Annotated in this window: 21 protein-coding genes and 2 pseudogenes; 2 read left to right on the top strand and 21 right to left on the bottom strand. The window is 61.8% G+C overall.

Annotation, left to right across the window (positions count from 1 at the left end):
* Positions 1-3 precede the first annotated feature (3 nt).
* A complete protein-coding gene (locus tag CRO50_RS18905; protein WP_097147503.1) occupies positions 4-4,380 on the bottom strand; it encodes a strawberry notch family protein in 4,377 nt (1,458 codons plus the stop codon).
* Between the two features lie 176 nt (positions 4,381-4,556).
* Between CRO50_RS18905 and CRO50_RS18900 the strand changes: the two genes are divergently transcribed.
* Positions 4,557-4,853 (top strand): hypothetical protein, encoded by a 297-nt coding sequence (locus tag CRO50_RS18900; RefSeq protein ID WP_097147522.1) that lies wholly within the window; start codon positions 4,557-4,559, stop codon positions 4,851-4,853.
* Positions 4,854-5,073: 220 nt separating this feature from the next.
* Here the strand turns inward: CRO50_RS18900 and CRO50_RS18895 are convergent, their stop codons facing one another.
* From CRO50_RS18895 to CRO50_RS18840, 12 genes and pseudogenes are all read right to left on the bottom strand, one after another.
* Entirely contained in the window at positions 5,074-5,775 is a 702-nt protein-coding gene (locus tag CRO50_RS18895) for an RES family NAD+ phosphorylase (protein ID WP_028095452.1), read from the bottom strand.
* The gene (locus tag CRO50_RS18890; RefSeq protein WP_028095451.1) at positions 5,772-6,173 is read right to left on the bottom strand and encodes an MbcA/ParS/Xre antitoxin family protein; all 402 of its coding nucleotides are present in this window, start codon (positions 6,171-6,173) and stop codon (positions 5,772-5,774) included. Before CRO50_RS18890 ends, CRO50_RS18895 begins: the two co-directional genes overlap by 4 nt.
* Before the next feature lie 65 nt (positions 6,174-6,238).
* Positions 6,239-6,883, bottom strand: a complete 645-nt coding sequence (locus CRO50_RS18885) for an antitoxin of toxin-antitoxin stability system (protein WP_097147502.1) — start codon at positions 6,881-6,883, stop codon at positions 6,239-6,241.
* Entirely contained in the window at positions 6,876-7,295 is a 420-nt protein-coding gene (locus CRO50_RS18880) for a hypothetical protein (protein ID WP_097147501.1), read from the bottom strand. Before CRO50_RS18880 ends, CRO50_RS18885 begins: the two co-directional genes overlap by 8 nt.
* A gap of 74 nt (positions 7,296-7,369) precedes the next feature.
* A complete protein-coding gene (locus tag CRO50_RS18875; RefSeq protein ID WP_097147500.1) occupies positions 7,370-7,567 on the bottom strand; it encodes a hypothetical protein in 198 nt (65 codons plus the stop codon).
* A 1-nt stretch (position 7,568) separates the two neighbouring features.
* A pseudogene (locus tag CRO50_RS20410) lies at positions 7,569-7,946 on the bottom strand (DUF6915 family protein).
* A gap of 9 nt (positions 7,947-7,955) precedes the next feature.
* Positions 7,956-8,447 carry a DUF6878 family protein gene (locus tag CRO50_RS18865; protein ID WP_097147498.1) on the bottom strand — a complete coding sequence of 164 codons (492 nt, stop codon included), beginning with the start codon at positions 8,445-8,447 and terminating at the stop codon, positions 7,956-7,958.
* A gap of 101 nt (positions 8,448-8,548) precedes the next feature.
* Positions 8,549-9,067, bottom strand: a complete 519-nt coding sequence (locus CRO50_RS18860) for a DNA repair protein RadC (protein ID WP_097147497.1) — start codon at positions 9,065-9,067, stop codon at positions 8,549-8,551.
* A gap of 109 nt (positions 9,068-9,176) precedes the next feature.
* Positions 9,177-9,617 carry a JAB domain-containing protein gene (locus CRO50_RS18855; protein WP_097147496.1) on the bottom strand — a complete coding sequence of 147 codons (441 nt, stop codon included), beginning with the start codon at positions 9,615-9,617 and terminating at the stop codon, positions 9,177-9,179.
* Between the two features lie 127 nt (positions 9,618-9,744).
* Positions 9,745-10,944 carry a DUF932 domain-containing protein gene (locus CRO50_RS18850; protein ID WP_097147495.1) on the bottom strand — a complete coding sequence of 400 codons (1,200 nt, stop codon included), beginning with the start codon at positions 10,942-10,944 and terminating at the stop codon, positions 9,745-9,747.
* Between the two features lie 89 nt (positions 10,945-11,033).
* On the bottom strand, positions 11,034-13,325 hold the full coding sequence (locus CRO50_RS18845) for an AAA family ATPase (protein ID WP_097147494.1): 2,292 nt from the start codon (positions 13,323-13,325) through the stop codon (positions 11,034-11,036).
* A 238-nt stretch (positions 13,326-13,563) separates the two neighbouring features.
* Entirely contained in the window at positions 13,564-13,968 is a 405-nt protein-coding gene (locus tag CRO50_RS18840; protein WP_008335991.1) for a single-stranded DNA-binding protein, read from the bottom strand.
* Positions 13,969-14,220: 252 nt separating this feature from the next.
* Here CRO50_RS18840 and CRO50_RS20015 point away from each other — a divergent pair, with 252 nt between their 5' ends.
* On the top strand, positions 14,221-14,685 hold the full coding sequence (locus CRO50_RS20015) for a hypothetical protein (protein ID WP_143516974.1): 465 nt from the start codon (positions 14,221-14,223) through the stop codon (positions 14,683-14,685).
* 35 nt (positions 14,686-14,720) lie between these two features.
* Here CRO50_RS20015 and CRO50_RS18835 read toward each other — a convergent pair whose 3' ends face one another.
* The 8 genes and pseudogenes from CRO50_RS18835 to CRO50_RS18805 all read right to left on the bottom strand — a co-directional run.
* Complete coding sequence (locus tag CRO50_RS18835; protein ID WP_097147493.1) at positions 14,721-15,773, bottom strand: hypothetical protein; 1,053 nt, start codon at positions 15,771-15,773, stop codon at positions 14,721-14,723.
* Between the two features lie 254 nt (positions 15,774-16,027).
* A complete protein-coding gene (locus CRO50_RS20265; protein WP_010138195.1) occupies positions 16,028-16,192 on the bottom strand; it encodes a hypothetical protein in 165 nt (54 codons plus the stop codon).
* Between the two features lie 388 nt (positions 16,193-16,580).
* A complete protein-coding gene (locus CRO50_RS18830) occupies positions 16,581-17,054 on the bottom strand; it encodes a hypothetical protein (protein ID WP_097147492.1) in 474 nt (157 codons plus the stop codon).
* Between the two features lie 99 nt (positions 17,055-17,153).
* Positions 17,154-19,322, bottom strand: a complete 2,169-nt coding sequence (locus CRO50_RS18825) for a ParB/RepB/Spo0J family partition protein (protein WP_097147491.1) — start codon at positions 19,320-19,322, stop codon at positions 17,154-17,156.
* A 106-nt stretch (positions 19,323-19,428) separates the two neighbouring features.
* Entirely contained in the window at positions 19,429-20,514 is a 1,086-nt protein-coding gene (gene repC / locus CRO50_RS18820) for a plasmid replication protein RepC (RefSeq protein WP_232617644.1), read from the bottom strand.
* 210 nt (positions 20,515-20,724) lie between these two features.
* Entirely contained in the window at positions 20,725-21,693 is a 969-nt protein-coding gene (gene repB / locus CRO50_RS18815; protein ID WP_232617645.1) for a plasmid partitioning protein RepB, read from the bottom strand.
* The gene (gene repA, locus CRO50_RS18810; RefSeq protein WP_028288490.1) at positions 21,693-22,892 is read right to left on the bottom strand and encodes a plasmid partitioning protein RepA; all 1,200 of its coding nucleotides are present in this window, start codon (positions 22,890-22,892) and stop codon (positions 21,693-21,695) included. The genes repB and repA overlap by 1 nt, the downstream gene beginning before the upstream one ends.
* Positions 22,893-23,258: 366 nt before the next feature.
* Positions 23,259-23,733 (bottom strand): annotated as a pseudogene (locus tag CRO50_RS18805) (recombinase family protein); the annotation flags it as partial.

Here is a 23,733-nt window from a genome sequence, read left to right as displayed (position 1 = left end):
GGGTCAACAACCTCCGCGATCATGTAGCCTTGCGACAGGACAACGTGCAAGCAGACGATCCAGTATCGCGACGCCATCGGCGTCGGTCGGGCAAAACAGCCGAAGCTTCCAACTGATGATCTCCGAGAAGAAGCCATCGGCCTTGAGCCGATCCTTGGCTGCCTCCGAGAAGCCCGACAGTTCGATCCGGTTCGCGCCCATGACGCGCGAGCGGTGCAATTCCATCCCTTCGGACAGGCACACCACGGTCTTGCCCTCCAGAACGAGGGCATGGACCTGCGCGGCCGAGAGCTTGGGCGCATCGGCGGCCAGCGTGGTCGCGACCCAGGCGGGCGAGACGCGGCGGCCGATGATGCGCTGCCCGTCATCGGTCTGCAGGCGGTAGACGCGGGTTTCATCCTGGGGAAGCTGCTTCCAGATCGGCAGCAGCAGACCTGCCACGATGTGCAGCGTGGAGTCCGAAAACTCCGGCACCTCGGCCAGTTCCGCAGTCCACGCCGCAGTGAAGGCCGCGCGGTCGGCCTCGAGCCAGTGGGTGTCCTCCATGACCTTGGCCGGGACCGTGCTGGCATCAAGCGGGCGGATCAGGCGCAGGCGCGGCTCGATGGTCCCATCGTCCAGCATGTGACTGGTGGCGGGAACCTGCACGGCAGCCCGGCCCGAGCGGCTGTTGACCAGAAGCCGCGCTTGCGGGTCATCCAGCCATTCGAGCGCATCGGCCAGCGAGGTCGGCGTGTTGCGGCGCTTTTCCGCGATGGTCAGCAGCTGGGTTTCCGCGCCGGAGCCCGGATGGGTGTAGATGACCTGTGCGTCGGTCACCCGGAAGCTCTCGGCACGGAGTGTCTCGAGCCCGAGATCATAGACCCCGGCGGCGATGGCGCCCTCAATTCGCTGATCGAGCAGCTCCTCGAAACCCGCGAAGAGCACGGCCTGCATGTCGATCGTCAGCGCCAGCAGGCGATTGAGGAAGGTCGTGATCGGCGGCAGGTCATCCTTCAGCCCGTTGTCATCGGTCAGGCTGAGGCCAGTGGCATCCTCGAAGGCCCCGAGCGAGCAGCCCGCCAGATCGCCGCGATAGATGCGGCGGTAAAGCTGGCGCAGGGCGTCGCGGGCGTAGGGCGACTCGAGGTTATCCTCGGGGCGGAACAGCCCTTGCCCGCCGGTCTGCCGCTGACCGCGCGTGATAGCACCAAGCGTGTCGAGACGGCGCGCAATGGTCGACAGAAACCGCTTCTCCGCCTTCACATCGGTGGCGACAGGCCGGAACAGCGGCGGCTGCGCCTGGTTGGTCCGGTTGGTGCGTCCGAGGCCCTGAATCGCCGCGTCTGCCTTCCAGCCGGGTTCCAAGAGGTAGTGGACCCGCAGGCGCTGGTTCTTCGCCCCGAGATCGGCGTGATAGCTGCGCCCGGTGCCGCCGGCATCCGAGAAGATCAGGATACGCTTTTCGTCATCCATGAAGGCTTGGGTTTCCGCGAGGTTCGCGGCTCCAGCCCGGTTCTCCACCACGAGCCGTGCCGAATGCCCTTCGCCCTTGCGCACGATGCGCCGCGAGCGCCCTGTGACTTCGGCCACGAGATCGGTGCCGAAGCGCTGGACGAGCTGGTCGAGCGCACCCGGCACCGGCGGCAGCGAAGCCAGCTTTTCGATCAGCGCGTCACGACGGCGAACCGCCTCGCGGCACTCCACCGGTTGGCCGTCGCGCGTGACCGGACGCGACGAGAGATTACCCTCGCTGTCGGTGAAGGGCTCGTAGAGCTGCACCGGGAAAGAATGGGCGAGGTAGTCCAGGACGTATTCGCGAGGGGTGATGTCACAGCGGATATCGTTCCATTCGTCGGTTGGGATTTCCGACAGGCGGCGTTCCATCAGTGCCTCGCCGGTCGAGACGATCTGGATGACCGCCGCGTGACCCGCAGCCAGATTGGCATCGATGGATGCGATCAGCGTGGGGGTCTTCATCGAGGTGAGCAAATGGCCGAAGAAGCGCTGTTTCGCGCTCTCGAAGGCTGACCGCGCAGCGGATTTCGCCTGCCGGTTCAGCGTGCCGCTTTCGCCAGAAATGTTCGCCGCTTCCAACGCCGCGGTCAGGTTGTTGTGGATGATCGCGAAGGCCCCGGCATAGGCATCATAAATTCCGCGCTGCTCGGGGCTGAGCGCGTGTTCCAGCATCTCGTATTCGACACCGTCATAGGACAGCGAGCGCGCCGTGTAGAGGCCGAGCGCCCGGAGGTCACGGGCCAGAACTTCCATCGCCGCGACACCGCCCGCCTCGATGGCCTCGACAAACTCCCCTCGCGTTGCGAACGGAAAGTCTTCGCCACCCCAAAGGCCGAGCCTTTGCGCATAGGCAAGGTTGTGGACCGTCGTCGCGCCCGTGGCCGAGACATAGACCACGCGGGCATTCGGAAGTTTGTGCTGCAGGCGCAGACCCGCCCTGCCCTGCTGCGAGGCTTGTGTTTCGCCCCGCTCGCCTTTGCCCCCGGCAGCATTCGCCATGGCATGGCTTTCGTCGAAGAGGATCACCCCGTCAAAATCCGCCCCGAGCCAGTCGACGATCTGGTCGACGCGGGATTTCTTCGCGCCGCGTTCCTCGGAGCGCAGCGTGGCATAGGTGGTGAAGAGAATGCCCTCGGTCAGCGGGATGTCGCGCCCTTGTGCGAAACGCGACAGCGGCGTCACCAGCAGGCGCTCCTGGCCAAGCGCCGACCAGTCGCGCTGCGCATCCTCGAGGAGCTTGTCGCTTTTCGATATCCAGAGCGCCTTGCGGCGGCCTTGGCACCAGTTGTCGAGCAGGATCCCAGCCGACTGGCGGCCCTTGCCCGCGCCGGTGCCATCACCGAGGAAGAAGCCGCGGCGGAAGCGGAGAGCGTCAACGGCATCGACCGGCGCGGCGGTTACGATGTCGCCAGTCTCATCGACGGTCCACGATCCGGCGAGATGCGCGCCATGCGCCTCGCCCGCATAGATGACGGTCTCGAGCTGCGCGTCCGACAGAAGCCCGTCCCGCAGGACCGCGACCGGCAGCTTGGGGCGGCAGCTGGGTTTCGGCGGTGCGACCGAGGCCATGGCCGCCGATTGCACAAGCTTGGTCGGGTGTTGGGCCGCGCCGGGGATGTCGATTGCCTGCAGACGGAAGGTCTCGTAGATCGCATCGGACAGCCGTGCGGCATCTTCGTCCCCGGCGGCGTTGCGGAGAGCGTAGTCCAGCTCCTCGGCCTCGATCGGCGTTTCAGGTGTCGCCGGGTTGGCTGCAGAGGTCGCGTGCGATCGGCTGGCGGGTTTGCGGGTGGTGAGGTGAGAATTTCCCGGAAAGGGGGAAGAATGGCCCTGCCCCGCAGCAGGAGCTGGATCCAGTTCGAGGCGCGGCGGAACCTCGGCAGTGACCCGGGACATCAGATGTGCCACGTCCGGGGATGTGGGTTGGCGCAGGTCTGCGGTGATGCCGCCCGGCTCGCCGCCGCGGCATTTATCGAAGACAGAAATCCGCGTCTCGAAGCTGGTGCCGTGCTTGGCGAAAGCTACGCCCGACACCGCGCCGGTGAAGACGAGATGGGCCGTCTCGGTCAGACGGCCGAAGGTCTCGGCCCAGGCAGGCGCATCCGGCGCAAATGCGGCCCCTGTGATGGCAACGAGCCGCCCGCCGGGGACCAAGCGCGCGAGGGCCGAGCGCAGATGCCGGGCCGTCGCCTCGGTCGACCGACCATCGACATTGGCTTGGGCCGAGAAGGGCGGGTTCATCAGGACGACGCTCGGGCTCGAGGAGGCGTCGAGATGATCATCGATCTGCGCGGCATCGAACCGGGTGGCCGGGCGGCCCGGGAACAGCAGGCCAAGAAGATCGGCGCGGGTGTCGGCCAACTCGTTCAGAGCCAGAGTGCCGCCGGCGATCTCGGCGAGGATCGCCAGAAGCCCGGTCCCGGCAGACGGCTCTAGGACAAGATCACGGGGCGTGATCTGTGCTGCCGCCACAGCCGCGAGCCCCATGGGCAGCGGCGTCGAGAATTGCTGAAAGCGCTCCATCTCTTCCGACCGCCGGGTGTGCGTGGGCAAGAGGCCTGCCATCTTGGCGAGGATCGGCAAGAGCGCCGCAGGCGAGCCGGCACGCGCAAGCAGCGCCCGACCGAACTTTCGCAGAAAGAGGATCAGCGCCACCTCGCCCGCCTCATAGGCGAGCTTCCAGTCCCAAGCACCGGTCGCATCGGAACCGCCAAAGGCATGTTCCATCTCGCGGCGCAGGCGCAGCGCGTCGATCTGAAGCCCTTGCGCCAGATCGGGCTGCAGCGCTTCGGCAACAGCAACGATCGCAGGGGCAGGATTTGCTGCCAACGGGACAATGGGCGCAGGCAAGGACGCCTGCGCAACAGGGGCAAGATGGGTCATCGGGAAACTCCGGAATGAAGGACAGGATCAGGCCCGTACACCCTCTCTCGGGCAGCCTCGGACCTGATCTTTCCCGGCCCCTCTCTCCCTCTCGCACCAAGTTGTTCCCGACGCTTGGCTTGATTATGTTCTTGTTATGTTCTATTTTCAGAACCAGCCAGAAAGGGAGTTTCCCAATGGAAAGCACCACGCACGCCCTGCCCGCGACGCCCAAGCAGATCGCCTATGCGCGGTCGCTCGCCCTGCGTAACCGGACGCTCCTGCCCTGGGACGTTCAGCAAGACCGGCGATCTTTGAGCACGTGGATCGAGGCTCAGGCCCGGCTGAAGCCGGTATCGGACATGGACCGGCTGCCCACCTCCAAGCAGGTGGCCTTCGCTGAGAAACTCGCCCGGATCAAAAGGCGCGCCGTTCCGGACGAATGCTTCCGCGACAGGGGGCTGATGTCGAAGTGGATCGACGGGAACAGGTGACGGGTGTCAGCTGGTGGATGGCTTGTCGGCGCAAGAATCCACCAGAGTTTCCCTCCGCCTACGAAATGCTGCCCGTAGCGCTTCTGTCGGTAAAGGTGGAGAATCGAACGCCTCAAAGAACGGCTGATGGTCACATGGCTTCAAGTTCGTGACGTCCGCGCTGTTGTCGTTTGCCTGTTTCATTTCTTCGGACCCCCAAAGGCGCATGCGCTGTAACTTGTCAGCCGACGGCCGCAATCGAGTAGTGCGGTGTCCCATCCCACACAAGATCCCAAGACGCGCCCGGACGAACGTTCTGAATTGCGTGGGGCTCGAAACAGACCAAGCAATTCCCGCCCGGTGCAGGAGCCCGGACCGAAGGGTAAATCAGGCCCTTGGATCCGCCCCGACGCAGATGCTGTGCCAGGCTTTGGCCCTCGGGATACCCGACAGCCGGATCCGGATGCAGCGCCGGATGACCTGCCTCATCGGTCATGTCGTCGAAGACGCCGATGAAGTCGGCCAGCAATTCCACATAGCGGGCGCTATCGTGGAAGCTGCCGGTAAAGCCGAGTTCGCGTGTGCGGTGCCAAGCCACTTCGCTGACAGAAACCATCACATCCCATGCGCAGTACCACGCGCCGCGCTCCTCGGCGTTGAAGCGGTTTCCGCCGGCGCGGGTGTAAGTGAAGGCTGCGTTGACGTGACTGTCCCCATAGATGCGCAGATCGCGGCTGCGGCGTTGCCAAGCGAGTTCGCGCGGGTCCAGATGCGGGTTGCGCCCGCGTTCGGCCTGTAGACGTCCACTGGTCAGGCCCTCGATCTCTGCCAAGATCTCCATCTCGTCATCGGTATCGACGAGACCGCGCAGCGATGGTGGCTTGTGGTAGGTGGCGGGCAGGAGACGAACGAGACCGCGATCGGAAATCTCGGTCTGCTTCATGCTCCACCACGCAACGCATCAAGATAGGTCCGAACCGCGAGGATCTGCGGTAACCCCCCGTCGATGGCGGTGTCCACTGGTCGGCTTCCACCAAAGAGCGGCCCCTTGTTCGGTCGGGTGAACCAGCTTTTTGCCAGAGGCTCCGAGAAGTAGAGTTCGAGCGACTTGAAGATGCCAATTACAGCGCTGAGCCGCAGCAGTTGGTCCTTGGTGAGCTCTCCGGCGAAATCCGGCTTCTTGGCGCGCTTCCACGTGCTCTCTGACATGTCGGCAAGGCCAGCCGCTTCCTTGAGACTGAGACCCCAAGCATCGGCCACGCGTGCATAAGCTTTCAACGCGACGGCGTTGATCTGTGCGGGTTCCCGGATTTTCTCTGCAACGTACATGGCGTCCTCCATTAGCTTTAATATAGTCCATATGGACTTACTGTAAAGATCAAATGAACCTTGCGCGTTGATCACTGTTACCCGAACCGCCGCCCTCCTTCCGTGAACGTATACTCGTTGACGATGATCCCCTCCTCGATGGCCTCGTCCGAGGTGAGGTGGTCGTATTCGGCTTCAAGCTGGCGGTAGAGCCAGCGGGCCAGATCGCGCAGCGCCTCGGTCACGAGCTCCTCGGCGTCCTCGGTCGGCGGCTGCCACCTCGGGCTGTCCCGCGTGACGTCGATCGACATGGTGTATTCGTGATAGTAGCGGCCACGATGGCTGACCTCGGCGGCGAGCTGGTAGAAGTTCCGGCGCTGGATGGCCTGCAGACGGTCGGCGATGCCATGCAGCGTCGCGTCGGTCGGGGCGTAGTTCCGGGTGCGCGCGGCCGCACCCTTGGCGTGGGACCAGTAGCCCTCGAAGCAGGCCCCGTCGCCCTGGCTCCAGAAGCCGGAAAACCAGATGCAGGGCTTGGCCCGCGTCCCGCCGCCCATCAGACGGACGGGAATCGTCTTCAGGCGGATGCCGAGGAGCGCACATACCCGCTCGAAATCCTCATAGACCGCGTCCCACCACTCGTCGTGGGGTCCAAGGTCGCGATACCAGTTGCGGGCCTTCTCCTTGGCGGCATCCGAGAGCTCGGGGAACTGGTAGACGGTAGTGCAGATGATCTCAGGCATCGACGTCCTCCCCGTTCAGGGCGGCGGCCAGCCACTCTTGCGTGCTGATCCAGCCGATGGATTTGCGGGCACCGAGATCGATGACATGCGCGCCGCCGCCGAAGGCATCGAGGCGGGGCCGGGAGCAGGTCAGGGCGTATTGGAAGCCCCAGAGGCCGATGAGGTCGAGCTCGTCCGCCAGGCGCAGCACGAAGCGGATGACGGCTTCGACATCGCCGTGGTCGTCGTCATGGATCCAGAGGGCGCTGCCCTCGGGCGCGTCCTGGCGCACGAGGTCGAAGCCCGCGACCTCCGGGTCGTCGGCGTCCTGATCCGCAGCGCGGAGTTCCTGAAACAGGGCGAGTGCGCGGGCGGCGTTGTCGGGGGTGCCGACGTCGAGCAGGCATGAGAAATGGGTGAAGTAATCCGCCATGGGAACCTCCTGAATGGGGAAGACCCGGCAGAGCGGCCGGGCGTTGTGTCGGGATGAAGGGGTGGTTGGGGCGATCAGCCGGTTGGTGTGTCGCCCGCCGCCTGTCGCGCGGTATGCTCGCAGAGCATCTGCCGGTAGAAGCGCTTGCGCGCGGCCCGGAAGCCGCGAACCGCGCGCGTGTCGGGATGCAGCGCCCGGACCGCTGCCCGCAGGACCGTATAGGGCGACGCCGTCGCCGGCAGGCCGAGGCGCTGATAGGCCGGATCGGTCATCTCAGCTGACCTCGACCACGGGCGAGGCGAGATGCGGATCGACCAGGGCCTCGATCCGCGCGGTCCGGCCCATCCACGGCTCTGGCCGGATGGCCTTCACCCAGTCGGCAAAACTCGGGATGAAGCCGAGGTCCTCCTTCACATGCTGCTCGCCGACCCAGCGGGTCGGGATGATGCGTCCGGTCGAGAGCGTGAGGGTCGGGCCGAAAATCGTCTCAGCCATGAAGATGCCCTCCGCATGGTGACGCAGCGCCCGGTGCCGGAAGTCGGCGGTGATCTCCTTGCTCTGGTCGAACTAGGCATGCACCGCCATGAAATCGTCGACCGTGCCGCCCCATTTCTTCACCGAGGAGAGGGCGTGGTGATAGGGATGTGCCATCGCCGCCCCTCAGAAATCATGGGTGTAGAGTTCGGACGAGGTGAAGCGCTCGTTGAACTCGAGATGGATGCAGCGAGCCGCGGCGTCGAAGCAGAACTCGCCGTAAGCGCCGTCGTTGTTCTCCCAGCCGCCATGGGTGTCGGAAAGGAAGTCGTAGGCCAGTTGCTCGACGACATCTTCGAGCGAGAGCTGCCGCATCTCGACTTCGGGGTGGTCCCAGGTAAGCGCCGCATAGGCGATCTCGGTCGCGGGGAAGTCGACGGCGGTTTCACCGGACCACGCGCCGATGCTTTCGATCTGGCCGCTGTCACCGGCACCGTCGAAGGTGACGGTGACATGCGTGATGCCGGCGGCCGTAAGACCATCGAAGAGGCGGTCCTTGTTGCCAGGGCGCAGTGCGTCGATGCGGGCGGTGCGTTCGGCATGCGCCGCGAAGATCTTCGCCATGTCGGCGGTCGGGGGTGCCATCGGCGGTGCAAGGGTGGGTTCAGTCAGGTTCATCGGGTGTCTCCGGTAAGGGGGAAGGATCGGAGCCGCGCCGGGCGATCTCTCTCCCCCGGACAAGCTCCAAATCCCCCCTGCCCTTCTCTGTCTCTCGGGCGTCACGCCGCGACCTGCAGCGCCCTGGCGACAAAAGCGCGCCAAAGCGGGTCGACGAGCCGGGCATCCAGAAGATCGGCGCGGTGGCGCAACTGAGCCGCCAGATCGGGCTCGCCCCAGGCGGACGCGCGGCCGGCCTGCGCGCGCAGCTGGCTTGCCTCGGTCACGACGCCCCGCGCTTCGGCCGCGCTCATCACCGGGTGACACCACGCGACGGCATGGTCGCCGGCAGCCCCGGCCAGCACGAGGCGCTCGTCGCGGTCGAGGATCGCCAGAAGCTGGGGCGCGGCATCGGGGGCGATGCTCTCGGCATGGTCAATCGCGCCCTGCATGGCCTCGGCCAGAGTCGCAAAGCGGGAAAGGATCAGCGGCGCGGCCCGGCCCGACATGAGATCGGCCGGCGCGCGGCGCGACAGGGTCAGGGCAAAGGGGCTGTTGGGGTCTGTCTCGCCTGAAGGAAAATGCGGCGGAACGCCCCGTGCTTGGGCGGTCGGCTGGATTGGCAAGGGCAGGTCAAACATGGGAAGATCTCCGACGGCGCGGGAAGCCGCTCTCCCCGCTTCATCCGTCAAAGACCAAACCGCCGCCCTCTTCCTCGAAGGGGCGACGGTGATATATCTGGCCGCAGCGTCAGAGCTTGCCGAGGGCCCGCAAGCTCAGCTCGGTCCCGGCGCCGACGATGATGTGGTCGTGCAGCGTCAGGCCGAGATACTTGCACCCCTTCTGGATCTCCCCGGTCATGCTGAGATCGGCCTCCGACGGTGACGGATCGCCCGAGGGGTGGTTGTGGATCAGGATCAGGGCGCTTGCGTTCAGCATCAGCGCCCGCTTGATCACCTCGCGCGGATAGACCGGGACATGGTCGACCGTGCCGGTCGAGAGAAGCTCATCGGAGATGATGCGGTTCTTGCGGTCGAGGTAGAGCACGTGGAAGCGCTCGACCGGTCCGCGGACGGTGAGCGCGCAATAGTCCAGCAGCGCCTGCCAGCTGCCGATGACCGGGTTCTGGCTTAGGTATCGGCCGAGGATGTCACGGGCCTCGAGGATGACAGTTTCTTCCTGGGGGGTCATGGGGGTTCTCGCTGATTGCGCAGGCCGAAGCCCCTTGCCCTCTCGGGGCGGGGCCAGTGGCGTGCCTGTGGAAGGGGAAAGTGCGACCGCCGCCGCGCGCGAGGCGGTCGCGTTGTCGGGCCCGGCGTCAGCCGACCCGGTCGAGGAGCTTCTTGGCGCGCCCTTCCATGTCGAGGCGCGCATCCTGCTGGGTCTTGTCGCGCGCAAGCCGCGTGATGCCCTGCACAAAATCGAAGATGCTCTCGGGCGGGCGGCCTTCCTCCATCAGAACCTTCTCGATGATCTTGCCGGATTCGGCTTTCGAGAAACCGCGCTTCCGCAGGAAATCGGCACGGTCCTCGTCGCTGCGCGCCACGACCTGCTGTCGAGCTGCCCGGATCCCGTTCACGAACCCCTGCGGCGAGGAATTGGCAAACCGCGTCAGCGCCGGCGCCGCCTCATGTGCGAAGCGCGACGCGGCGTATTTCGAGTGGCGGATCTTGATCTCCTGGAAATCCTCGACGCCCCACAGGTTCCGGTTCTGGCACACCGCCCGCAAGTAGAAGCTCGCCATGCCGAGGGTCTTTGCCCCCACCTCGGAGTTCCAGCAGTAGAAGCCCCGGAAATAGAGATCGGGGGAGCCGTCGGGCAACTTGCCTGCTTCGATCGGATTGCGGTCGTCGACCAGGAACAGGAAGACGTCGCGGTCCGAGGCGTAGAGCGTGGTCGTGTCGCGGCTGATTTCGACATCGGGGTTGTAGACCCCGGTCGACCAATCCAGCACACCCGGCACCTTCCAACGCGTATCGCCCGTACCATTGCCCGCGATGCGCTGAACTGCCTCGACAAGCTCGAAGTCATGGATGCGGCCGTAGTCGGGACCGGTCACGGCGCGCAGTTCCGTGCGGCCATCCTCGGTCTCGAAGGTCTTCACCTGCTCGGCGCGGTGGTTGGTCAAACCGTATTGCAGGTTGATCCCCGCCAGAGGAGCAGGCAGCTGCCGCAGGTAGGAGGCCGGAGCGCCGACAATGCTGGCGAGCTGGCCGAAGGCCCAGTGTGTGGGCGCTACGGGTTCCTGCGCTTTCGGCAAGACCAGGTGCAATCGCTCAGCGCTGTCGCGCGTTGCCTCGACACGGATGTCGGCTGTCTGAACCACCCTGCTGCGGCTGCGCTCGGAGCGACCTTTCACATTGGCCCAGAGATCGTCGAGCGACAGATACCGCTCGTCATCCGGCCGATTGAACCATTCGGACGACACCCGCCCGTTCCGGTCACCCCGGCTCACATCCACTTTCCAGCCACCTGCCCGCGTCGGTGCGACCGGTTCCAGAACTTCCACAACGCCCATCGGCTATCTCCCGCGACGGGCGCCGGAAGCCACTCTCCCAGCCCTCAACCCGTCACCGGGAAACCGGCACTCCTTTCACTCTCAAAAGGTCACCGCCGCGAAGCAAATAGTAGTGTTCGCTCCGCGAAATCAGTCAATTCGGCATCATTGATCGCGGCCGTTTGCCAGGCGGGGTTCGTATCGTGGTGGAAAAGGTTCGCATACCCGAGCAACGCTCTTAGTTCCACAATGTCGCCAGCCGACAATATCTCGTTGTTCCCGCCTACGCGCTGTTCGCACAATCCGAGGAAGGGACCAAGAAGCGTTCCCGGCGGAAAATACTCGGGATACGCAACACGCATAAAGGCTTCCAGAATTGGTCGAAGCGCCGCAGCAATCTGACGTTCTTTGTCGGGATCAGCTGCCTGTAAATAACCTCTGACGAGTTCATGGCGCTTGTCATGTTCCGAGATACTATCGTTACGAACATCCCAAACAGTAATCTCCGAACCGACAGCAGCCCGGTTGATGCGCAGTGCCGTCGAAACGTTCCGGTCAGACTGTTCCCACAGGTTGCACAAAAAAGACTTCGAATGGGACAGCATGATCACTTGCTGCACTCTTGCAGTCAGCGCCATGATTTCTTCGCGTGTCCGCAGGGTGCGGTGTTCGTCTAGACTGGTCATTGGATCATCGATGACTACGATCTTGTTCGCGAGGTCGGGGTCCTGATCCAGCGATGCAAAGAAGAAAGCCAGAGCAAGCGTGTTCCTGTCTCCCGCGCTCAACGTATTTCGGAAAGACGGCCCCTGGTCTGCCGTAACGTTGACGTTTTGCTGGTTGATGACGACGCAGTAAGACGCGGATGAGCCGGAGCGATTGTTGACGGACTGGACGTCCCCCAAACGAAAGGATGCCGCAAAGCGCCGCAGGTATTCGTTGATCGCGGTCTCGTAGGCAGGAAAAATCTGTTCCCGATACTGGTCGAGCGCCGCGCGAGCTTGGGTGCGGAGAGTTTCCGTTGCCGCCTTGGCGGTCTTTTCTGCCGTGTAGGCATCGCAGTGCGGCATGACGGCGGGATCGAAGCGGGCCTGCTGCGCCTTCAACTTCGCCAGGTCATTGGTCAGAGCCGCGAGATCATCGGCTTGCGCCTGTTCCTTCACAATATCAAGCCGCGCGTTGACGGCACCGAGACGCTGGGACAGAGCAGCTACTTCTGCAATGCGCGCGCGAAAGTCCATTACGGCCTGACGAACCTCGGGCGAAAGTGCCATGCGATCCAGAGGCGCAGCGGCCTTAGCGCGAAGCTGCTCCAGCACCCCCTCGCGGGCAGCGTTCCACTGACGGGCGATTGCGGCGGTATCGACATCGATTTCCGGTAGGTCAGCGAAGTCCTTCCAGAATTCGTGAGCCTGAGCAGCGGTGCGAATGTCACGCTCGAAGGCAGACGGAATGTCTCCGGCATGCGTATCGCGTATCGAAACGCCTGTCTGCCTGATGGCAGACTTCAGGTCTTCGTAGGCTTGACTAAAATAGGCTCGGTAGTGAGCAATCACATCGGAGCGGCCGAGGTCCTGAGCACAGAAGGGGCAAATCTCCTCGTCAAGACCCTCGGACACCGGTTCGATACGTGCCATGCCGTCTGAGACCCAGCCCTCGCCGCCGCGTCCGAGCTTTACGATGTGCGCGCGAACTCGATCGGCGGCAGCAGCATCAAGGTCGGGCAAGCTGCGATCCAGCACGGCGTCAATTGCATCGAAATCGAAATCCGGCAGACCGATTTCCTGAAATCCTGGTCGCTGACGTATCGCATCAGCGGAGCGTGCAGCAGCCAGACGGCGCTCTGCGTCCTGAATCTTCGCGTCGATGGCCGGGTCTTGCTCCAGACTACAATAGGTATCGACCTTGTACGGGCCCCGCGCGTTCGCAGGTATCGCGTCAGACAACTCGCGAAGTCTGGTATTGTGTTCTTCGATGCGTGTGACATGGCCATGAAGTGTGCTGTTCAGCGCAACGCCCTGGGCCCCCAAAATAAGCTCATGCAGGTTCTGGCGATGTGCCGTCTGTAGCTCGATGCCGGAACAGACGTTCGCAGAGACAAAGGCGTCATCGAATATGGCAACCTGCGGCAGCGGCTGTGTCCAGGCACCGTTGAGAAAGACGCTTTGCCCACCTGCATGACCGATAACAACGTGGGGCGGGTGCTGCGCTCCAAGCCTGTGCCGGTCCGTGACCAAGCTGGGATTGTTCGTTGCAAGAGAGCGCAGAACAGCGGCGATCGTCGTCTTCCCGCGACCGTTTTCACCATAAATTAGGGAGAACGGGGTCAGGGATGTCTGCGGCGGCGGGCTGACACTATCGAACTGACCAATATTTCTAAGGAGTTGAATACGTTCAATCATTTTCCACTTTCACAAATGAACCTCACCGGGCTTCCAAATATGTGCGCTAAATTGCGAAGATGACGGGCATCGGTCATGCGCCGGGCATCCAAGCGAAACTTGCACAATCGCACTCTAATTCGGGTGGTCGGCTTGTAGAAGATGTGCTGTGACGATAGCTGGCAATACGACTGCCCGATCAAGTTTTTTTCGAACCCGGCGGGTTTTCCCACCGGGCCCGAGGGGGAGACCCCGTTCCTCAGAACGGGATCTCGTCGTCGCGGTCGACCAGCTCGGGGTTTTCGTTCTCGGCCGACTTCGGGCGGCTCAGGAAGTCGACCTTCTCAGCGATGATCTCGCAGCCGTAGCGGTCGTTCCCCATGCTGTCGATCCACTTGGTGTAGTGAATGCGGCCGTGGACGAGGACCTTCATCCCCTTTTCGCAATGCTCCGCGACCGTCTTGCCGAGACCGTTGAAGCAGGTGATGCGGTGCCATTCGGTGTCCATGACACGGTAGCCGTTCTCGTCGCGCATCACACGACCTTCCGAGAGGCGGGGGCGCGAGGTGGCGAGGCTGAAGTTGGTGATCTTGGTGCCGCTCTGGGTGGTGCGGACTTCGGGGGTCTGACCGATGTTGCCGGCGAGGATGACGATGTTCTGCATGATAAGCTCCTGTTTTTCCTGTCTTCGGGACCGTCCCTTCGACAAGACCCTGAAAAAGCCCGTCGGGTGACGCGTGCACGGTGGACAGCATGGACACCGGACACCCCCAGAGGACCGGGGTGGAGCGGGCAGGACGCCAAAGGCGGCCAACACGGCCCGGACTGACGCGGGGTTGCGCGCAGGAGACCGAACGGGATTAGGGGATTGTCAGTCGAAGGGATGGCCCAGGAGACGGAGAGATGCGGGGAGCCCATGCCAGACCATGTCCCCTTGCCAATCGGACTGTTTGACCCAAAGCCCTGCACCCCACCAGCGGCGCAACTTTCGATCACCGGCTCTCGCCCCCCTGCCCTTACCTGTTGGGAAATGCAGGGCCTTGCTGCGACGGGCTATCGATACCGGAATATTCCGGACGCGGACCGCAACCAAAAGCTGATTGCGATCTCGGGGCGCTGTCGCTCCACGCGTACAGAAAATGCAAAAGGAAGTCGCCGGGGCATTCTCCACGGTCTTGGATTGGTGCATGGTGAAAGGTTGCACCAAGGCGGAAGCCATCGCCACGGTATGGGCCACTTCCTGGCCGAACTGATCGGGGAGAGCGGATACCGCTTCGCGCCAGCATTGTTGGATTTCCGGCTCCCTGAGCTCTTGGCGCCGACCTGGTCAGGTCACGGCCGAAAACTACGGCTGTTCGTCAATGTGGCGACGATAGATTGACGGCAGACGACATGGCTGCATGGAAAACTCCGGGTTCAGTCTGGGTTGGACGGATCAACTGCGTCCAACTCGAAAATCGTTGCCTCGGGTTTTGGTCCCATCACACGCGTTGGCAGATTAGGCGCAGGCAATTGCCCTCTGTGGTGCCCCTTCACCAACACAACTTTACCGCTGCGATAGCGCCGCTCATGTTCGCTCACCCAATGGCGAACAGGGCCGCTTCGCCCGTCTTGGACCTGACGCTCAAACTCAAGGCGAGCCTGCCGCTCCTGCATGTGAGCCGCGGCCTGCGGACCAATGCGGATTGTAAGATGGGATTTCTGCGCGCCTAGAATCCAGGACTTCCCGAACTTTCGAGCGGTCTTTGCATCCTTGGCTGTGAACGTCTCGTTTTCCGTGGGAATGATGCCACCCAAGTCCGGGGAAACCAGCATTGCAAAGAGCGCGTAGGGGATGAAAAGATCGTAGCCTGTTTCAACTTGGTGCACCGTGCGCCGACCGTTGATCATTTCCATCGTATCACCGCTCCGCACACGGAATTCGACCATGGAACGGCTCAACTCGACTTCGACGTTGTCGTAGTTCAACTCGCCTGTCGGAGTTCGCTTCACGAGCAAAGCGCAGATTGGATCGACGACCCGCGAATTGTCGCGGCGATGGAACATCGTGATGCGCAAGTGGCCATTGTTTCGATCATCGATGAGATAGCCGCGTAGACCAGTGCCTATGGGTTTGTCGTCATGTCTCGTTACTGGTGAAGCCCGTTCAAAGCGCGCGACACCCAGCTCTCGATCGTCAAATTCGACCCAAACAACGTCGGCGGGGAGCTTTACCTCACCCAGAATGGCCATTGCGGGAAGACCGGTTTCCGAAGCCTGTTTGGCGACTGCGTCATGAAGCGTATCGGCATAGGCTGCAGCCATAGGGTCGAGCAGGTACACTTTCGCCTGCTGCAGGGCATCGAGCGCATACTCGCGAAAAAGCCTCAGATCCTCGGACGGCGTAAAGTGCCAAACTAGGTCGTCAGCAGGAGCCGATCTACCCGCAAGCGATGAACCGTATAAGGAAATCAATGATTTGTAGAGCATGCGACGTAACCTGAACCAAATACAACGCAGTTTCCGACGAACCCTGACGATGTTCAAGCTGCATTCATTGCGCTGCAATTGACCGCTGATGTCTGGGCAAAGCCAGATTGGCTGACGCTCGAGCTTGTTTTCTTAATGCAAAGGCATGCCGACCATCGTCGGCTCGTTTTGCCGGTCGGCCGGAACGGTGGACAGACGAAAGGCCCGGATCGGAGCCTTGCTCCGAACCCGAGCCGTCTTCGCCCCCATGGGCTTCACGCCCACGGGTCGATTTCACCCACCACCTGAACTTCGTCTCCGTCGATTTCATCGGCGGGGACGGCGCCATAGGTTCCATCACCGGCCTGGAAGACGACGATCGAGACCATGAGCGTGGCGGCGAGGGAGGCGGCGAAGGCGTGTGCATCTTTGCGGGACATCTGTTTGGTTCCTGTCTTGGAGGCGGAGGACCATCCCCCGCGCGACAGGACCCCGCAGGCCCGAAGACTGGCTGACATCACCGGGTGCGTTCGGCTCGTCCGAATCCACCCGGCGGCACGGGTTCGCCCGTAGTCCGACCCCTCGCGGGTTGATCTCGAAGACGGGATTCGGGGCAAGGAAGGGAATGGCGAGCGGGGGATGGTGCGACCGCTGACTGGAGCCTAGTGTCCCGCTGATGCTATCGATGCCAGCCTCCCGGGCAGGCTCTTGGTAGAAGACCTCGTTCCGTGTCGGAATTGATCCTATGGTGCCCCGCGATCTCGCGGGACAGGGTCGTGATGGGTGAGAGGCCCGCGCTTTGGCGGGCCCCTTGGGTTCTACATGGGCTCAGGCGGCAAGCTCCGCATCCCCTGCCCTATCGCCGTCCTCGCTGCCGACGATCTCCAGCCGCGCGTTGCGATAGCCTTCTTTGGCGATCCAGAGTTCGGCAGCCGTGACAGACTCGGCCAAGTGGAGCAGCTCCGTGCAACCGCCAAAATCCAGCAGGACACGGACCTGCCCAGGCTGTGGTTCCTCAGCGACCTCGAAGGTCAAGGCACTGTCAGCCGAATGGGTCCGCATGATCGTCACGAGTATGACCCCGTCCGAGGAGAAGTTCCCCTCGTGCAGCGTGAACGACGCCGGCGCCGTCCAGGTCGGATAGGGTCGTGGCGGCTCCTTCTTGACGAGACGGCCAACGCCGTTCGAGCGCTCCCAGGCCGCGAGTTTCTTCGTGAACCGCGCAGGCGGTTTCGGACTGTTGTCGGTGTAGCGAATGAGCGCGCCCAGGGGCGCGGTATCGAGAATGGTGGTTGCAGACATGATTCCTCATCCTGAATGCGTCATTTTGCATTCATCATATTGATATTGTTGACTTTTATATGACTGAGGGCGGGGAAACCCGCCCTCGGATGGCGCGGATCACTCCGCAGCCATCATCGATGCATCGTCACCCGGCAGGTCAGCGGTGAGGAAGGCGGGAAGGTCGACATCCTCGGTCTGGCCGGCGTCGGAAACGGGCGCAGACGCCCCCCGCCCTTCCGCCTCGTCGAGTGCTGCCAGATCGTGACGGCGAAGAACCTCCGGCAACCAGCCGCTGCCTTTCAGCAGACGCTCGGCTTCGGTCGCCATCTCGCCCTTCTTCAGGTGATCGAGGAGTTGCGCCGTCCCCTCGCCCTTCGCCTCGCGCACGGCCTCGAGGATCCGTGCCTTGGGCACACGGTTCAGATAAGTATCGACCGTCGGCTCCCAGCCCGCCTCGACCATGTCAAGTTCGACCGCCTGTGCGACCAAGTCGGACTGGGTCATCCGCTTGGTCAAACCGTCGGCGGAGATACCGGCACCATAGGGGTTCACCTTCTCATGGAGCGCGTTGATCCCGAAGCTGAGGCAATGCGCGAGTAGCGACAGCCGGCTCCCTTGATCAAGGGAGGTCAGGTAGTCCCAGAGCGCGGCATCGTCGCCGAGCGGCAAGTCGGCCTCCCATTCCGCGTGGCGATCGTCCACCAGCTTGGCCACCACGCTGTCCTTCAGATCGCTCGCCTGCGCCGACATGTAGACGTGACGCACCGAAGCCTCGAGGCAGCTGCCGGCCGAACTGAACGTCCGGAAGGTGTCGCTGACGAGCTTCAGGAGCAGCAAGGTCAGGGCGACGTCAGGCGAACGCCCGACAGCTTCCCGCAATGCCAGGGTGCGGTGCGCCGTCAGTTCCATGACCAACCGCTCGGGCAAGGGCTTCAACGCACCATCGTCATCGTCGTCGGGCACGTTGGCACCAAGCGCCTGACCGGCAGAGGTGATCACCGTGCCGTGGCCGATACCATCCACATTGCTCCCCGCTGAAAGCTCAACGCCCTGCCCGTCTGCCGCCTGTTCACCGCTGTGGACGTCGGCATCTTCCCGAGGCTCATCCTCGGGCCGCACGAAGCCCCGATAAACGGCAAGCTCGCCATAGCGGTCAAGCGTCACGAAAGCCCCTGCCCGTGCGATCTCCTCATCGTCGAAGATCAGCGGCCGGGCCTCGAGCTTCTCCATCGCGACTTCCAACTCGCCAAGTCGCGCGTCGATCTCTTCGGGGAATTCATCCTGGCCCTCGTATTGCTCTTCGAGCGCCCGGTACTCGGCAAGCAGCTTGGCATGGGCCGCGCCTTCGTCATCCGTCATCGGCGCCGGGTCTCCGCTTAGCCGCCGCAAACCGTGGCTATAGCCATAGGGCAGGTCGAGCGAGACCTCGATCCATTTCCAACCTTCGGTCGCAATGGCTTCGGCTTCAGCCTGAAGCTTCTCGCTGACCATACGATCGAGCAGGGCAGGGTCTTCCAGCCAGCCGCCGTCATCGCCCTGGAAGAGGTCATGCAACATGGTGCCGCCCGCCGCCTCATAGGCATCGACGCCGACAAAGACGGCACGACGATCGGAGGCCCGCACCGAGGTTTCGGTCAGCATGCGTCTGATCTGATAAGGCTCCTTGTTCCAGGACGACTTGATCGCATCCCAGACCTGAACCTGGCGCTCATGATCCGGATTGACCGTGAAGGCCATCAGCTGCTCTAGCGTCATTTGATCCTCGGCATAGAGATCAAGGAGGGCAGGGGCCACGGCGGCGAGTTTCAGGCGCTGTTTGACCACCTGCGGCGTGACGAAGAAAGCGGCCGCGATCTCTTCATCGTCTTGACCCTTCTCCCGCAAAGCAACGAAGGCGCGGAACTGATCGAGCGGATGCAGGGCTGCGCGCTGCATGTTCTCAGCGAGCGAGTCGTCTTCGGCGAGGATCGCGGAAGTGGCATCCCGTACGATGCAGGGAATGGGCGTCGTCTTGGCCAGACGCTTCTGCTTCACGAGGATAGACAGGGCCTGGAAGCGCCGACCACCAGCGGGGATTTCGAACTTGCCGGTCTCGGATCCATCATCCGCCAGAACGGGCCGAACGCTCAGGCTCTGCAGCAACCCGCGGCGGGCGATGTCTTCGGCCAGTTCCTCAACCGAGATGCCAGCCTTGATGCGCCGGACGTTGGACTGGCTCAGCACGAGTTTGTCGAAGGGGATATCCCGGGACGGGGACAGGGTGACTTTCTGGGTAGATTTCGCCATCAGATATTCTCCACGACGGGCGCCGGAAGCCACTCTCCCGATCTCACTTCCCGTCAACCCTTTCACAGCCCATCTCTACCTCTCAACATGTCCACCGCGGTGGACATCACGCAGTAGCTGCCCCAGAACGAGAAAGCCTCTCCAACAACACTGATGGGTTGAAGTCAGTTTCTCTGCGACCGAGTGTGATGCTGTGGAAATACGCTCCGAAGTCTCGGATGCGGTTGCTCATCTGGAGAATTATGAAGATGGCGCACGATGCTTTTTGAGAGCCTATCTTTCTAGCAGCCTTTTCGAAGGTGCTTTCGTGGATTCCCATCATTGGAGCGAGCGTTCTGGCGTGGCTTTCGACATCGTGCCAGTTTCTAAGTGAGTTCGTCGCGAACGATGTAGCTTGATCACAAACGGTTGTGAGTGTTTGCAGGGGAAGTGTTTCGCTGTCGGTCCCGCTTTCTAAATCTTTTTGTTCTTTTTTAGACTTAGAATGGTGGCGGACAGTTTGCCCGTCATTGGCGGGCAGTTTCATTGTTTCTGGTGCGTCCACCGCGGTGGACATCTGTTTGCATTGAGCTTCCAGTTCGCCGAGCAAAGCACGATACTCCGCGATCGAGAGCTTCCTCCGAAGAACTCGGCGTACCTGATGAGTGAGTTCGTTCTCGGGGTCAGCTTCGTCGATCTGCGCAAGTTTGGTTAGGATTTGCTTTCGCAAAAACACGCGATCCCGACGAGCGTTTTCCATCGCTTGGGCTGTTGCAAGTAGTTCGCCGGCACGCGCGAGCAACGGAGCCAGCGACAAGCCATAGCTAATGGACTGACCTTCGGACGACTTCACTCGGTATCTTTTGCGATTTGGGCTGTCGTGGCGCTTCATAAAACCGAGTTCAACAAAGCGATCGATGTGCCTACGGAGGGTTCGTTCATCGATCCCGCCAACTCGACGGCAGATCTCGTCGTTGGAAGCGAAGACTGTGTCGCCATGCCCAGGCTTGAGAAAGCTCAGCATCGCTTGGAGCGTTTGAACATGTCCTGGACGGAGACCGAACAGGCTGCGACTATCTCTGAGCGCGCGGAAGACTGCCCAGATGTCGGTTTCAGGTGTGGTCGTGGGGGGGGTGCCCTTGCCGACGCCAAAGGTCTGAACGGAAAGCTTTGTGAATGCCATGTTTGTTGAACGACGACCGTTGCGGCCCACAACTTCCCCGGCTCTTCTCGCTGTTTTTGGCGAGAAAAGGCAACAAAAAGACGTCCACCGAATCGGTGACTCTTGACCGGCATGTCGGAGATTGCTACATCACAGGTGCAAATCAGATGATGAGGGCTCTCCGGGGGAAACCTTGGGGGGCTCTTTTCTTTTTGGTCTTCGCCTTTCTCCTCTGCTCGTGTTTTTGGTTATGACCGGGGATCAGCTCCCCGAGCCTCTCTCATTCTGCCATTGTTCAAAAAGCTGTCGCAGCGTGGATTCCGCGCGCTCTTCGAGCCATTGGCCGAATTCCGGGTTGTCCTTGCGGGTGATCTTGATAGCGATCGACTTGCCATCGACTGAAAGTGTGCCGACAGGGCTACCACTATTGTCCTTTACCACGGTCGTTTGGCCACGGGCGCTTTGGTTGGCTGCGCCACGCGCCTTGCTGGAGCAAGCAACATAGACGGCTTGAAACTTGTCCGTGCTTGGAGTGGTGTCAGGCAGAGAGGCAAGTGTCTCACGCGCAATTTCGACAAGCGGAACCTTCTCTGAAAGTGCAGCAAGATCACCCCATTGGCGTCGACCTACTCCATGAGCCGGGCCGATGAGCCGGACAAGTTCGTCAGGCAGCTGCTCGATGACTACACGATGGTTCGACACACCTTGCCGGGTGAGGCCTAGGGCGTCCTGAATGACGCCAGGTTTGTAACCGGCTTCCTGCATCTCTTTGATAAAAAGAGATTTTTCAATGAAGGACGGATCCAGCCGCAGGTTGTTTTCCTGACCTTGCGCGATCAGAGAAGCATCATCATCGAGCGTTCGAACGATCGCTTTGACGGTTCCACCAACTCTTCGAATGGCTGCAAGCCTGCGACGCCCGTAGATGATGCGGTATCGATCCGGTTGGTCAGAGGGGCGAACCATGATCGGCACTTGCTGACCATGCTTGCGAATGCTTTCGGCGAGATCTTCAATGCTACTATCTTCCAGGATCAGGCGATCTCGGAGACCATCCATATCGATCCGGTCGGGTTCGATATCTCGGATTGAGTTGGCAGTGATTTCCCGGAGAGAATCCCGCAATCCGCCAACCGAGCCAGGTAGCTTCGAGGATTTGACCGGGGCAGGGGAGGGTGCTGCCGACTCTTTTTCGTCTTTCGGTGGCTGGTTGAAGATATTTCGAGCCATCAGCGACGCCCCCATGCCATTTGGATTGTCTGCTCCAGCTCATCGGCAACGCTGTTCACGCTGGTCAAAGCCCGATCAATGGTCTTCCGAATGAGCTGGCTCGGGTCTACCTCATAGATGGTTTGCTGAGTCATGCCGGCGTCAGAAATGGCTGTCGACTTCAGCATCGGTTCAGTCATGACTTGGCCCGCAAGGATTGAACGCAGGTACCCGGCCATTTGCGTTTGTGGTCCGTCCGACGGCTCGTAGCGTGTGATCAGAAACTTTACGAAGTCCCAAGTGACATGTCGTCCAATCGCCTCTTCGACAGCTTTGACCGTTTCCGAAGCGAGTTTGAGGAACTGGCTCATCGAAGCGATGTCGAGCATGCCGGGGACGACCGTCACAAGTAAGCCCGTGGACGCTGCCAATGCTGTCAATGTCAGGAAGCCCAACTGCGGAGGGCAATCGATCAGCACGATGTCATAGTCTGAGTCGACTTCCTCAAGCGCCAGAGCAAGACGCTCTGCAAAAATCGGCTGAACCCTGCGCGCAAGGGCATTCGCTGTCTCGGTTTCGTACTCGGACAACATCAAGCCAGCCGGGACCATGTCGAGCTTGTGGAAGTATGTTTTCTGGATGACCTCCGAGAGCGGAACCTGATCATCGTATCTCAATGCGTCGTAGATTGTGCCGCCTTCGGCAAATTCGAGCTCAGGCCGGAAGCCGAAAAATGTCGTCAAACTGGCTTGCGGGTCGAGGTCCAGCACAAGCACGCGGTAGCCACGCAGGGCATACCTGTGTGCCAAATGGATCGTCGCTGTTGTCTTCGAGCTGCCGCCTTTGAAATTCACGACCGAAATGACCTGAAGACGGTCGCCGTCTCGGCGGCCAGGTCTGTACGCGTCAGCATTTTTGCCTGTCCGCGCCAAAATGTTGCGGAGGTCGTCAACTTCTTCGGCCGTGTAGAACCTATGACCGCGACCGTCTGTGTGAACTTCTGGGAAGCTGCCATCTTTGTGGCGGTTGCGCAGGTTCGACGTACTAACGCGCAGCAACTCGGCGACCTCGGTCGAGCTGAAGCGGCGCAAGGATTTGCGTTCTTCTGGCTCGAACGCAACTTTCATCTGCCGGTCAAGCGACTCAGCAAGACTGTCTGCGAATGCTCCGATGTCGGAAGAGCCTATGCCTTGCGCGTAGCCCGTATTTCGATCATCCATGTTCTGCCGCCTCTCATGGCCTTTGCTAAGGCTCTTTGTCGTTCTGACGGTCGAAGCCGCGTCTGACGCGTTTTGCCGTCAGAATGGAGATGCCACGAACATCTGAGTCCGGCAAGAAGAATCTAGATGTAGTGGAAAAGTTATCCACAGCACCAATTTGGTCGCGCGGGGCTTGCGCTAGATAACGCATTGATTACCAACGATAAAGACCGTGTCCAGCGAAGCCGATACCCTTTGAGGTATTTTCTGCTCGCGCGAACTAACCCCAAGGCTTTGTTGGATATTTACGTGGCTTTCGTCCAATTGAGGCGATGATTCTGGAAGATTTGGGCCGAGCGAACAGGGTGGTTTGCCGACCATTAGCGCCTACAAAAGGCCGAGGCGCTCTGCACGCTCCAGCAGCATTCTGACTGAGGAAGGCTGCCAGCTGGTGCGACCGCGAGGGGTGCGCTCACGCATGGATTCCAGTCGGTCGCAGATTGCCTGCAAGGTGATCTCGGGGTCAGCACCTTTGATTGCGGCGACAATCGCAGGCAAGCGATCGTCGGTTTCGCGACGTCCAGCGCGTCCAAGCACTTCAGCGGGCAGGAATCCGTCCGCCACGTATGCCTTCACCGCGCGGAGCAGGCGGCTTTGCGTCCAGCGGCGATCATGGGGCAGGGGGCCATTGATGATCCGCAGGACGTCTTCCCAAGCCATATCGGGGCGCAAACGGCGCACATGGGGCACCCAATCCTGCGCAGTTCCGTTCAAGCGCTCCATGTAGCCGTCCTGTCGCGCCAGCCGCACCTTGCGCAGCGCTTCAGGGTCCTTGGCGCGAAGACCTGGGTTTCCGCCGACG

The sequence above is a fragment of the Pseudooceanicola antarcticus genome, assembly GCF_900215355.1.
Lineage (GTDB): Bacteria > Pseudomonadota > Alphaproteobacteria > Rhodobacterales > Rhodobacteraceae > Pseudooceanicola > Pseudooceanicola antarcticus.
The sequence above is the reverse complement of the archived record's forward strand: the minus strand, read 5'-3'. Positions and strand labels throughout refer to the sequence as shown.